The 12,663-nt window shown below is 74.9% G+C and carries 9 protein-coding genes and 1 pseudogene; all 10 read right to left on the reverse strand.

Features of this window, described 5'->3' with window-relative positions; genetic code table 11:
* Nucleotides 1-129: 129 nt before the first annotated feature.
* The gene (locus IPK37_19310) at nucleotides 130-1,020 is read right to left on the reverse strand and encodes a carbohydrate kinase (protein QQS00884.1); all 891 of its coding nucleotides are present in this window, start codon (nucleotides 1,018-1,020) and stop codon (nucleotides 130-132) included.
* Between the two features lie 44 nt (nucleotides 1,021-1,064).
* Nucleotides 1,065-1,865, reverse strand: coding sequence for a nucleoside/nucleotide kinase family protein (locus tag IPK37_19315; GenBank protein QQS03024.1), 801 nt, complete (start codon nucleotides 1,863-1,865; stop codon nucleotides 1,065-1,067).
* 470 nt (nucleotides 1,866-2,335) lie between these two features.
* A complete protein-coding gene (rpe, locus tag IPK37_19320) occupies nucleotides 2,336-2,995 on the reverse strand; it encodes a ribulose-phosphate 3-epimerase (protein QQS00885.1) in 660 nt (219 codons plus the stop codon).
* A 63-nt stretch (nucleotides 2,996-3,058) separates the two neighbouring features.
* Nucleotides 3,059-4,531, reverse strand: a complete 1,473-nt coding sequence (locus IPK37_19325) for an rRNA small subunit methyltransferase B (GenBank protein ID QQS00886.1) — start codon at nucleotides 4,529-4,531, stop codon at nucleotides 3,059-3,061.
* A gap of 49 nt (nucleotides 4,532-4,580) precedes the next feature.
* Nucleotides 4,581-5,612 carry a methionyl-tRNA formyltransferase gene (locus IPK37_19330; protein ID QQS00887.1) on the reverse strand — a complete coding sequence of 344 codons (1,032 nt, stop codon included), beginning with the start codon at nucleotides 5,610-5,612 and terminating at the stop codon, nucleotides 4,581-4,583.
* A gap of 3 nt (nucleotides 5,613-5,615) precedes the next feature.
* Nucleotides 5,616-6,161, reverse strand: coding sequence for a peptide deformylase (def, locus tag IPK37_19335; GenBank protein QQS00888.1), 546 nt, complete (start codon nucleotides 6,159-6,161; stop codon nucleotides 5,616-5,618).
* 358 nt (nucleotides 6,162-6,519) lie between these two features.
* Nucleotides 6,520-7,734, reverse strand: a pseudogene (locus tag IPK37_19340) (MFS transporter).
* Between the two features lie 132 nt (nucleotides 7,735-7,866).
* Nucleotides 7,867-9,894: a primosome assembly protein PriA gene (locus tag IPK37_19345; protein QQS00889.1), complete on the reverse strand. Its 2,028-nt coding sequence runs from the start codon at nucleotides 9,892-9,894 to the stop codon at nucleotides 7,867-7,869.
* A 123-nt stretch (nucleotides 9,895-10,017) separates the two neighbouring features.
* The gene (locus IPK37_19350) at nucleotides 10,018-11,232 is read right to left on the reverse strand and encodes a methionine adenosyltransferase (protein ID QQS00890.1); all 1,215 of its coding nucleotides are present in this window, start codon (nucleotides 11,230-11,232) and stop codon (nucleotides 10,018-10,020) included.
* Nucleotides 11,233-11,379: 147 nt separating this feature from the next.
* A complete protein-coding gene (coaBC, locus tag IPK37_19355) occupies nucleotides 11,380-12,660 on the reverse strand; it encodes a bifunctional phosphopantothenoylcysteine decarboxylase/phosphopantothenate--cysteine ligase CoaBC (GenBank protein ID QQS03025.1) in 1,281 nt (426 codons plus the stop codon).
* Nucleotides 12,661-12,663: the final 3 nt, after the last annotated feature.

Here is a 12,663-nt window from a genome sequence, read left to right on the forward strand (position 1 = left end):
CTGTTTCCCCGCATTCGAGAATACAAAGCAATTGGACCCATGTCCAATTGCTGTCGATTCTCGGTTATGCCACAAGCGAATTCGCGGGATAGGGAGCGGGGAAAAGCGGTCCCGCACGCGCGGGCTGGGCTAGTGCGACCTCCGGCCGGTGGGCGGCGGCAGCGCGTCCAGCCACGACCGGGCGCCCGCCGTGGCGACGCGCGCGGCCCCCACCTGAGCCGCGAACCCCACGGCGGGGGCCAGCGCCAACCCCGCGGCGAGGGCGGCCGCCAGCCCGCCGTGGAAGGCGTCCCCCGCCCCCAAGGTGTCCACGGCGGCGACCGTGGGTGGGGTGACGCGTCCGGCGCTCCCGCGCCGCTGCGCCCAGAGGATGTCGCGGGCGCCGTCGGTCATGACGGCGGCTCCGGCGCCGGCCGCGAGGATGTGCGCGACGGCCGCCTGCGCATCAAGCCCCAGCCCGGCCGCGTAGTCCGCCGAGCCCGCGACGACGTCGAGCCGGCCCAGCCACTCCTCCGCGTGGGGTTTGGCGCTCCCTGCGTCAAGCACCGAGAGGGGACGGGGCGGACCTGCGCTTGCTCCGGCAAGCGCGGCGAGTGCCGCCCCGGCCGCCGCGGGATGGTGGCCGTCCAAGAGCAGGACATCGGCTCGGGCCACCAGCTCCACGGCCTCGGCAGGCAGCCTCCAGCTCGTGGTCAGCGCACCGGGCGACACCACGGTGCGCTCCCCAGCAGCGTCGACCAGGCACGCCGCGACGGGAAGGGACCATCCTGGCGGCGCGAGATCGACGACCCGCACGGCGTACGACTCCAGCTCCGCCCGCACGACGGCTGCCGCCCGCGAGTCCCCCAGGCCGGTGACGAGGACCGCCGAGCCCAGCAGTCGCGCGGCGCACACGGCGGCGTTGGCCGCCGGCCCGCCGGCCGCCACCTCCGCGGCGATGCTCACGTGTTTGCGGCCCCACGCCACGGGCTCCGCGACGCGTTGAACCACGTCGAGGACGGTCAGGCCGACGCAGACCACGCCGCCTCGCGACGGCGCGGGCAGCGACGCCAGAGGGCCGCCGGTCAGTAGTGCTCCCCGGCTGAGAGCGAGAGCTGGACCACGACATCGGCGCGATCCCGCGTGGCGGCGACGACGTGCGCGTTCTCGGCGTCCACCCCCACCGTGACCCGCGCCCGAGCCTGGGCCTTGCTGCGGCCGTAGTGCCGGTGCCGGCCCACGAGCCGCTCGACGCGGACGCGCTCCGGAACCTCGACGTACCAGACCTCGTGGCACAGCGCCCGCGCCTCGAGCCACTGGCGCTGGGGAAGCAGGAGGTAGTTCCCCTCCGTGATCACGACCCGGGTGGACGGCCGGACGGCGACCGCGCCGGCGACCGGTTCCTCAAGGTCGCGCCAATACTCGGGCGCCCACACGGTCCGCTGGTCGTCGCGGCGCAGCCGGCGCAGCAGGGCGAGGTAGCCGTCGAGGTCGAACGTGTCCGGTGCCCCGCGGCGCGCGCCCCGGCCCATCCGCGTCAGCGCCGCCGACGACAGCTGGAACCCGTCGACCCCGATGACGGCCGCGTCGACGCAACACGCGGCGAGATAGTCCGCGTACGACGTCTTTCCGGCCCCCGGCGCGCCGCTGATCCCGAGCACCAGGCGGCCCGGGTGCCGCTCCAGGAGCCGCAGCAGCCGCTGCCAGGCCTGGGCCTCGTCGAGGACCACGGGGCCACTCTTGTCGACGGACGGCGCGCGAACACCCTCCCCGGCCGACCTGGCCTCGCCGGGGTCCACGAGGAAGCCGGCATCGTCGACGCCCGCCGCGCCGCCGTCGTCCCCATGCCGGTCGTCTCCCGTGGCGGGCGCCGTGGCCGGGGGCATCGCGGGGATGGTGCCCCACATCGAGGCCACCCGCACCGAGAACGGAACCTCGGGGATGTCCGGCAGGTCCTCATCGAACGGCGACGCCGCGAAGCCCGCCGCGTCGAAGGCCGTCTCGTCGAAACCCGCCGCGTCCACCGCCGTCTCGTCGAAATCCGGTGCGTCCAGCGCCGTCTCGTCGACGCCGGCCGCATCGAACGCGGGCGCCTCCGCCGGCTGCTCCCCCGCGGGCTCGAAGGCACAGTCCTCGTGCATCTCGGCGGTGGAGTCGACGGGGAGCCTGTACGCGGTCACGGGGCCCGGCCTCTTGTTCGGTCACGATCGGCGACGGCGCTGGGCGTTGTCGCTGAATTCTGTTCGCGGACAGCCTAACCCCTGGTAGCGCATGTGAAATAGCGCACCGTCTTCCCCGGGGAAACCGGCGAGGCGAGCGTGCTAACTGCGGCCGCCGCCGAGGGACGCCGAGCGCCTCAAGCATGGCGGTGCCGCTGCGCCAACGAGCGCAGCTGCTCCACCGCGCCGGCGGCGTCGGCGGCGCCGTAGACCGCGGACCCGGCCACGAACACGTCGGCGCCCGCCTCCGCACACTGTTCGATGGTGTCCGCGGACACCCCGCCGTCGACCTGCACCCAGATCTCGCCGCCGTGCCGCCGGACCGCCTCGCGCACCGCCCGGACCTTGGGCAGCTGATCGGCGAGGAAGCTCTGCCCGCCGAAGCCCGGCTCCACCGTCATCACCAGCACCATGTCCACCTCGGGCAGCAGCTCCTCGTACGGCGCCCAGGGCGTCCCCGGCTTGAGCGCCATGCTCGCCCGGGCGCCGGCCGCGCGGATCGCGCGGGCGAGCCGGCGATGCTCCCGGGCGGCCTCGACGTGAAAGGTCACGCTCTTGGCGCCGGCCTCGGCGTACGGCGGGGCCCACCGGTCGGGATCCTCGATCATGAGGTGGCAGTCGATGGGGATGGGGCTCACTTCGAGTAGGGCCTCGACGACCGGCAGGCCCAGCGTGAGGTTGGGCACGAAGTGGTTGTCCATGACGTCCACGTGGGCCCAGTCGGCGTTCCGCACCGCCTGCAGCTCGTCGGCCAGGCGGGCGAAATCGGCGGACAGGAGGCTCGGCGAGATCTGCACCCGGCCAGCGTAGACGCCACTCCACCGCACCCCCGACGCGGCGGGCGGCCCGGTGCGTGGGGCTCAGCTGGTGCGGCGCAGCAGGGCGGCGAACATCGCATCGGTGCCGTGCCGGTGCGGCCACAACTGCACGAACGGCGGCGCCCCCACGCCGGTGACCGAAGCAAGCGCCACCTGGTCGACCACGGCCGCGGTGTCCAGTTCCTCGACGGCCAGCCCCGCCCGAGCCGCGCGCCGCAGCGCATCGGCCAAGACGTACCGCGTTTCCGGCAGGTGCGGGCTGCACGTCGCGTAGAGGACCACCCCGCCCGGACGGACGGCGCGCAGCGCGGAGTCCAGCAGCTCGCCCTGCAGCGCGACCAGCGTCGGGACGTCGTCGGGGCTGCGGCGCCAGCGCGCCTCGGGCCTGCGACGCAGCGCCCCGAGACCGCTGCACGGCGCGTCGACGAGCACCCGGTCGTAGGCGCCCGGCTCGGCCGCCCCGATCTCGCGGCCGTCCCCCGTCCCGACGAACACCTGCGCCCCCGCGGCGACCGCCGCGGCGACGGTCTGGCGCACCAGTCGGGCGCGGTGTTCGCTGCTGTCGTTGGCGAACAGGGTCGCCCCGCGGTCCCGCGCGATGGCGGCGAGCAGCCCCGCCTTGCCGCCGGGCCCGGCACACAGGTCGAGCCAGTTCTCCGCGGGCGCAGGGGTCGCAGACTCCTCCGGTACGTCGTGCGCCGGTGGAAGCACCGGCGCCGCGGCCAGCACCAGCGCGATGAGCTGGCTGCCCTCGTCCTGCACGGCGGCCCGGCCCTCCCGCACGGCGGCCAGCGCCCCGGGGTCTCCGCCGGTCACCAGCCGCGCGGCGGTCGGGACCAACGACCCGGCGACCGCCCCCGCCCCCGTGAGCTCCGTCACCGTTGCCAGGCCCGGCCGGGCGGCGAGCGTCACGACCGGGGCCTCGTTGTCGGCGGCCAGCAGCTCGGCCAGGGCGTTGTCGACATCGTCCGGCCCGGCGGCACCGTGCCCCAGCAGCGCGGAGCGCAGCGCCCGCACGATCCACTCCGGATGCGAGGTCGCCACGGCCAGCCGGGCCAGGGGCTCGGCGCCCTCGGGCGCGACCTCGCGCAGCCAGTCCTCGCGGGTCCGCTCGCTCACCCGGTGCAGCACCGCGTTGACCAGGCCACCGACGCCCGGCCCGTGGCTGTCGCGGGCCAGCGCGACCGTGGTGTCGCAGGCGGCGTGCACGGGGACACGCATGCCCAGCAGCTGGTGCGTGCCGAGCCGGAGCAGGTCGAGCACCGCCGGGTCGAGCCGGTCCAGCGGGCGGCCGGCCGCCAGCGCGATGATCGGGTCGTATCGGCCGCGAAGGCGGGTGGCGCCGTAGACGAGTTCCGTGGCGAAGGCCGCGTCCCGGCCGCGCAGTCCGGCGGCGCGCAGCTGCTTCGGCAGCTCCAGGTTCGTGTAGGCCCCGGCGTCGACCGCGCGCATCACGGCGTACGCGACGGTGCGCGCCGGATCCGCGCGCCGGTGCCGCTCCGCTGGGGTGGTCACCGACCGGCGCCGCGGCCCGCGGTGCCGCGGTGGCTGCCCCTGGCTGCGCTCAGCCACGGCCGACCTCGCCGAGGCGTTCGCCCGGGCGGGCCCGCGCGCCGCGGGCCCAGTCCGCGGCCGGCATGGGCCGCTTGCCCGGCGGCTGCACCTCGCCCAACCGGACGGCGGTCGTCCCGGTCCCCACGAGCACCCCGTGCCGGTCGACGAAGAGCTCCCCGGCCGCCAGGGTCACCTCGGGTCCACCGGGATTGGCCTGGTCTGCCGGGCCCGTCGCGCCAGTCGAGCCCGCCAGGTCCGCTAGGCCCACCAGGCCCACCAGGCCCGCTGAGTCGAGGCGTACCACAGGGCCCACCTTGAGGCGCTCGCCCCGAAAGAGGGTCCAGGCGCCGGGCGCCGGCGTACATCCCCGGATCCGCCGATCGACCGCGAGCGCCGGGTCGCCCCAGCGGACCCGGGCATCCTCGACGGTGACCTTGGGCGCGTACGAGACCCCGTCCGCGGCCTGCGGCACCGGCTGCGCGGCCCCGCTCTCCACCGCGTCGAGGCTGGCCACGAGTAACCCCGCGCCCGCCACCGCGAGGCGGGCGAGGACGTCGCCGGCGGTGTCGGTCGGCCGCACGGTCTCGGTCATCGTGCCGAGCAGCGGCCCGCTGTCCATCGCCTCCTCCACCAGGAACGTGCTCGCGCCCGTCACGTCGTCCCCGGCGATCAGCGCGTGCTGCACCGGCGCCGCCCCCCGCCACGCCGGCAGGAGCGAGAAGTGCAGGTTGACCCAGCCCAGCCGCGGGACGTCGAGCACGGACCGCGGCAGGAGGTTGCCGTAGGCGACGACGGGGCAGGCGTCCGGAGCGAGGTCGCGCAGCCGGGCGAGGAACTCCGGGTCCCGCGCGGAGGCCGGGGTCACCACCTCGATCCCCGCCGACAGCGCCCGCTCCTTGGTCGGGCTCGGGTGCAGCGTCCGGCCCCGTCCCGCGCGGGCGTCCGGGCGGGTCACGACCGCGACCACCTCGTGGGAGGAGGCCAACAGCGCGTCCAGCGACGGTACGGCGACCTCGGGCGTGCCGGCGAAGACGAGCCGCACCGGCTACATCCCCTTGCCGAAGGTCGAGTGCGGGCTCACCTTGACGACGGGGGCCTTCCCCCCGGCCCATTCCGCCTCGCGGATGGCCTTCATGGCCGTCCGCCGCGCCTCGCGATCGAGGCGGTCGATGAAGAGGATGCCGTCGAGGTGGTCGGTCTCGTGTTGGATGCAGCGGGCCAGCAGCTCGCTGCCCTCGATCGTGACGGGCTCGCCGTGCAGGTCCTGCCCGGTGGCGACCACCCGGAGCGCCCGCGGCGTGTCGACGTAGATGCCGGGGAACGAGAGGCAGCCCTCCTCACCGTCCTGGGTCTCCTTGGACAGGGCCAGGACCGGGTTGCACAGGTGGCCCAGTTCGCCGTCCACCCACCACGTGAAGACCCGCAGCCCGACCCCGATCTGGGGGGCGGCGAGGCCGGCGCCGGGAGCCTCCCGCATGGTGTCGGTGAGGTCCGCGACGAGGCGGGCGAGTTCCTTGTCGAAGTCCACGACGATGTCGGCGGGGGTGCGCAGGACCGGGTCACCGAACAGGCGAATGTCCTTGACGGCCACAGGAGGATCCTTTTCACGGCGGGGCTGCGTGACGGGCCCGTCGCCGGGCGCGCGGGCGACCCACAGCGGCGGGCGGAACCCTCAGTCTACGTGTCGCGATGCAGGTGAGCCCCCGCGGGCGGGCGCGGCTCCGGCCTCAGGCGCCGCCGCCCTCGCCCGTCCGGGACGACCCGAGGGTGGTGGCCCCGTCCCCCGCGGGCCGGCGCTGCCGGGCGGGCCGGCCATGCCCCGCGGCCCGGCCTGCCGCGGCCGAGGATCCGCGCCGGGTGCGCCCGCCCCCGGGCCGCATCTCGTCGTCGGCGGGCCCTTCGTCGCCGGACTCGTCGCCGGCCCACCCGTGGTCGGCGGGTGCCCCGTGCATCCGGCTCAGGGCCCACACCGCGGGTACGCCGAGGGTGGCCGCGACGACGGCCACGTAGAGCACCCCGGACCAGGCCAGCGTGGCGCTTTCGCCGGCCGCTGCGGCGATCGGCCCGATCGCCAGCTGCCCCACGGGGAGGGCGACGAACGACCCGAGGGCGTCGTACGCCGCCACGCGCGACTGGTAGCGCTCCGGGATGTTCTCGTGGATCGTCGTGTGCCAGGAGATCATGAACACCTGCACCCCGGAGCCGGCGAGGAAGCCGGCGGCGAGGAGCACCCAGAGCGGCGCGTGCGCCGCCAGGGCGAACAGGGGCAACGCCAAGGCGAGCATGCTGGCGACGCCCACCCGCAACGGGTGCCGCACCTGCGCCCGCATCATGACCACGGTGAACACGAGCAGGCCGACCGCCTCGGCGGAGACCGCGAAACCCCAGGCCTGCTCACCGAGGTGCGGCGAGTTCTTCGCCACGACCGGGCCCAGGGTGGACCATGCCCCGGCGTGAACGGCGTTGAGGACGCCGCAGGTCACGACGACGGTCCACAGCCAGGTATGCGACCGGAACACCGTCCACCCCGAGCGCAACGAGGCGATCATGGAGCCCGTCTCGGGTGCCTCGGTGCGGTGCGGCACCTTGACGAAGACCATGCACATCCCCGCGACGGCCCAGGTGAGGGCGTCGAAGGCCAAAGCCCAGCCAGGCCCGACGGTGATGACGAGCGTCCCGGCCAACGCGGGACCGAGGACGGCCAGACCGCTGCGGCTGAACGCCAGGAGCGCGTTGGCCTGCTGCAGGTAGCGGCGGTCGACGAGTTGCGGGACCAGGCCGAGGATCGCCGGCATCGTGAAGGCGGTCGTCACGCCGTTGAGGGCCTCCAGGACGACCAGCTGCGCGAGTTCGGCCCGGTCCGAGATGACGAGGAACGCCGCGAAACCCTGCGTCACGAACGAGGCCAGATGGGCGACGACGAGCACCCTCGCGCGGGGCAGGCGGTCCGCGACCATGCCGCCGATGAGCAGGAACAACACCAGCGGGATGCTGCGCGCGGCGAGCACCTGGCCCACGGCGAACGTCGAGTCGGTGATGTCGAGAACGGCGAACACGATGGCCACCGGGGCCATCACGGAGCCCGCGGTCGAGATCAGGCGACCCATGAAGAACCAGGCGAAATTGGGCACCCGCAAGGGTTCGAGCGCGCCGGCTCGGTCCATGACGCCCCTCCCCAATCGACGGTGTGCAGCCCACCTCCCCCACCGCTGGCGCGCCCAGCTTATGTCGGATCCGCAGGTCAGCCCAGCAGCCGACCGTGGACTTGACGCGACCTTGACCAGGCCTAACCGTTTTCAGGGATCAACGACACCGATCTTGACCAGGACATTGTCCGGATCCTTGCGTGCGCTGCGGACCGCGCGACCCGCCGCCAGCGCGGCGGCCGCGGCCCCACCGACGTCGGCCGAGCAGCGCAACAGCAGGTGTAGCTGGTCGTCCCCCGGGCCCGAGACCGGGCCTAACCGGTCGACCGCATCGGGCAGGCCCGCCGCGTCGACCAGCTCCCGCAGACCGCGGCGCTTTCCGCGCAGCGCGGCCGCCCATGCGGCGGGCGGTAGGCGAAGGGCCGCGCGGTCCGCCAGCTCGCGGTCGGCGAACCACTCCGGGGCCCAGCGCACCAACGCCTCCACGGCGGGGACTGAAACCGCCCCGGGCACGCCCGCCAGCACCACCGCCGCCCCGGGCTTGGCCAGCGCGGCCGCCCCGAGCCAACGGCGCAGCGCCTCCTCCGCCGCGGCGAGCACCGGCCGGTCCAGGCTGGCCCACGCATCGAGCAGCAGCACCGCGCCGTAACCCTCGGGCGCCACCGGCTCCGCCCCCGGCGTGGCGATCACGAGCATCGGCTCGGCGCCCACCGCGTCGATCATGTGCCCGGCGCGAGAGGTCACGACGGCAGCGCCCGGGAACGCCCGGCCGAGTTCCTCGGCGGTCCGCCCGGCTCCGATGACGGCGCTGCGGAGCTGATGGTCCCCGCACGTCGGGCAGGTGTGCCCAGTGGCCACCACACCGCACCACCGGCAGGCCGGGGCCTGCCGCTCCCCGGCCACCGCCAACGGCCCCGCGCACACCGCACAGCGCGCCGGGGTTCGGCAGGTCGCACAGGACAGCGCCGGCAGGTAGCCGCGACGCGGCACCTGGACCAGCACCGGACCCTCCGCCAGGGCCGTCCGGGCCGCGCGCCACGCCGCGGACGGCAGGTGCGCCCGGGCCGCCGGCCCGTCGCGTTCCTCGTCGAGCCCCTCCCCCGCGATGTGCACGCGTGGGGCCGCCGTACGACGTACGGTCGCCTCCGCGCCGACCTCCTTGAGCCGGCCCGATGTGACCAACTGCTGCACGGCGACGCTGCGCGCGAAGCCGCCCGCCAGGGCGGCGGCACCGGCGAGGTCGGCCTGCGCGAGCAGGACGTCCCGGACGTGCGGGTACGGCGCGCGGGGCTCGGCATGGCTGTCGTCGCCGTCGTCCCACCAGGCCACCAGACCCAGGTGCGCCACCGGGGCGAAGGCGGCCGCCCGGGTCCCGACGACGCAGCGCACCTGCCCCCGCAGCACCTTGAGCCAGGCCGTGTAGCGGGCCTGCGGACCCTGCGCCGCCGTCAGCGTGACGTGGCGGCCTGCGCCCAACCGGGCCGTGATCGCCGCGTCGAGCCGGTCCAGGTCCCGGCTGTCCGGGACGACCAGCAGCGCCCCGCGCCCGCCGGCGAGGCAGGCCTCGGCGGCCTCGGCGAAGGCGGCCGGCCAGTCGCGGTCGGCGCGCTGGCCCGGCAGGGCCGACCAGGCCGCGGACGCGTCGTGGCCCTCGGCGAGGCGGCGCAGGAAGGTGGCGCCCGCCGGGTACGCGGCCCAGGCCACCGCCTCCGGCAGTCCAGGCGCCCCCTCCGGCATCCCGAGCGGTGTCGTGGCCGGCGGGAGCGGGTCCGGGCTCTCGTCGCCGGCGCTCGCGCCCCGGGCATCCAGCGCCTTCTCCGCCCGCGCGTGCCGCGGCGGGATGGCGAGGCGCAGCACGTCGGACAGCGTGCCGACATGCGTGTCGGCGATCCGCCGGGCCACGGCGGCGATCCGGTCGGTGAGCACCGGCTCGGGGCTCACGACCCGCCGGAGCGGCGCGAGCCGGCCGGGGTGCTGGGCCGCGGCGCGGCGCTCCAGCACGAACCCGTCCACGTCGCGGCCCGAGAAGCGCACCTTGACCCGGACCCCCGGCTTGGCCGCCTCCGCCAGCTCCGCGGGCACGACGTATTCGAACCCGCGATCCAGGTGCGGCAGCGAGGTGTCCACCGCGACGAGCGCGACGGGCAGGGGCACGCCGCCCACCCCGTCGCCTTCCATGCAGGCAGTTCTACCTCAGGTCACCGACACCGGCCGCCGGCCTCGCCGACACCGGCCGCCGGCCTCGCCGACACCGCCCGCGGCCTCGCCGCCCTGCGGCCGGCCGCCGAGCCAGATCGAGCCTCAGCCCGCCGCGCGCTGCAGTTCCTCGACCCGGTTGGTGCGCTCCCACGTGAAGGGGTTGGTCACGCCGGCGTGCGAAGTGCGTCCGAAGTGCCCGTAGGCGGCGGTCACCTGGTAGATCGGCCGCAGCAGGTCGAGTTCCTCGATGATCGCGGCGGGCCGGAGGTCGAACACCTCGGTGATGGCCTTCTCCAGCGTGTCCACCGGGACGGTCTCGGTGCCGAACGTCTCGACGTACAGTCCCACCGGCTGCGCCTTGCCGATCGCGTAGGCGACCTGCACCTCGCACCGACCGGCCAGCCCGGCGGCGACGACGTTCTTGGCGACCCACCGGGTGGCGTACGCCGCCGACCGGTCCACCTTGCTCGGGTCCTTGCCGGAGAAGGCGCCGCCGCCGTGGCGGGCCATGCCGCCGTAGGTGTCGACGATGATCTTGCGACCCGTCAGCCCGGCGTCGCCCATCGGGCCGCCGATCTCGAACCGCCCGGTCGGGTTGATGAGCGTGCGCAGGCCCTCGTGGGACAGCGCCACCCCGGAGTCGGCGAGGTCCTCCAGCACCGGCTTGATGACCCACTTCTCCACGTCGGGGGCGAGGAGCGCCTCCAGGCTCACGTCCGCGGCGTGCTGGGTGCTCACGACGACCGTGTCCAGCCGGACCGCCTTGTCGCCGTCGTACGCGATGGTCACCTGCGTCTTGCCGTCCGGCCGCAGGTAGGCCATCTGGCCGGACTTGCGGACGGCCGTGAGGCGCTCGGCGAGGCGGTGCGCGAGGAAGATCGGCAGCGGCATCAGCTCGGGGGTGTCCTGGCAGGCGTAGCCGAACATCAAGCCCTGGTCGCCCGCGCCCTGCTTGTCCTTGGCGTCGGTGCCGCCGGTGCGGGACTCGTACGCCGTGTCGACGCCCTGCGCGATGTCCGAGCTCTGCTCGCCGATCGAGATCTCGACGCCGCAGGTGCGACCGTCGAAGCCCTTGACCGAGCTGTCGTAGCCGATCCCGACGATCGTCTCCCGGACCAGGCGGGGAATGTCGACGTAGCCGATCGTGGCCACCTCGCCGGCCACGTGCACCAGCCCGGTGGTCACCATCGTCTCGACGGCGACCCGCGCGTGCGGGTCCTGCTGCAGCATCGCGTCGAGGATCGAGTCGGAGATCTGGTCGCAGATCTTGTCGGGGTGTCCCTCGGTGACGGACTCGGAGGTGAACAGACGGGCCACGGATGACTCCTCGGGCTGGCGACGCGAAAGCGATGCTGACGATGCTGCGGTCTGGGCCGGAATCGGCCCACCAGGCAATCTTATCCGGGCCGGCACGGCGGTCCCGGACGCCGCGGCGATACGGGGCGAGCTGCGCCCACGGGGGCGCTACAGCAGTGGCCGGAGGGCGTCGAGGACGGCCTGCGCGGCCTCCTCCTTCGAGCCAGTCACCTCGGCGACCGGGTCGTGGCGGCCGGCGGCCAGGATCGCCACGGTCGTGACGTCCTTGCCGAACACCGCGTCGCGCCCGACCTCGTTGGCGACCAGGAGATCGCAGCCCTTGCGGGCGAGCTTGGCCCGGGCCAGGTCCAGCACGGAGCCGGTCTCGTCGCCGGTCTCGGCCGCGAACCCCACGATGACCGGGTACTGCGCCGCCGCGTCCCCGCGGCGGCGCACCAGCCCGGCGAGGATGTCCGGATTGCGGACCAGTTCGATGACCGGCGCGTCCTCGTCGTGCCCGGCGCCGTGGGTCTTCTTGATCTTGTGCGCGGCGTAGGTCTTCGGCCGGAAGTCGGCGACGGCGGCGGCCATGATGATCGCGTCCGCGTGCGGGTACGCCGCCGCGACGGCCTCCTCCAGCTCGCGGGCGGACTCCACCCGGTGCACGGTGACCGCCCCGTGGTCGAACCGATCGGGCCCGGACATGGTGTCCGGCAGACCCACGTTGGCGCTGATCAGCTCCACGATGGCGCCACGGGCGGCCGCCGCCGCGGCCAGGGCGTAGCCCTGCTTGCCGGAGCTGCGGTTGCCGAGATAGCGGACCGGATCCAGGGCCTCGCGGGTGCCGCCGGCGGTGATCACGATGCGCCGGTCGGCGAGATCGCGGGCCAGGGCCGGTGGCTGCAGGCGCGCCGTCGCGGCGCCGCCGCCGAGCACGGCCAAGGCCTGGGCGTGGATGTGCTCAGGCTCGGGAAGCCGGCCCGGGCCGCTGTCCGCGCCAGTCAGCCGGCCGACGGCCGGGTCGATGACGTGCACCCCGCGGGCGCGCAGCAGCGCGACATTGGCCTGGGTCGCGGCATGCAGCCACATCTCGGTGTGCATGGCGGGCGCCATCACGACCGGACAGCGCGCCGTGAGCAGCACGTTCGTCAGCAGGTCATTCGCCAGGCCGTGCGCGGCACGGGCGAGCAGGTCGGCTGTGGCGGGCGCGACGACGACCAGGTCGGCGTGCTGCCCGATCCGGACGTGGCGCACCTCGTCGACCCCGTCCCACACCGAGGTGCTCACCGGGTGGCCCGACAGGGCCTCCCAGGTGGCGGCGCCGACGAAGTGCAGCGCCGCCTCGGTGGGGACGACCGTGACATCGTCGCCCGCCTCACTGAACAGTCGGGACAGCAGGCACGCCTTGTAGGCCGCGATGCCACCACCGACACCGAGGACGACGCGCAGGGT

This window comes from Austwickia sp., from assembly GCA_016699675.1.
In the GTDB taxonomy this organism is placed as follows: Bacteria; Actinomycetota; Actinomycetes; order Actinomycetales; family Dermatophilaceae; genus Austwickia.

Bases quoted from the DNA above. Each gene is read 5' to 3' on its own strand.
- IPK37_19315 (QQS03024.1), bottom strand. From the start codon at position 1,865: ATGCCCCCGGCCACGGCGCCCGCCACGGGAGACGACCGGCATGGGGAC.
- IPK37_19345 (QQS00889.1), bottom strand. From the start codon at position 9,894: ATGGAAGGCGACGGGGTGGGCGGCGTGCCCCTGCCCGTCGCGCTCGTC.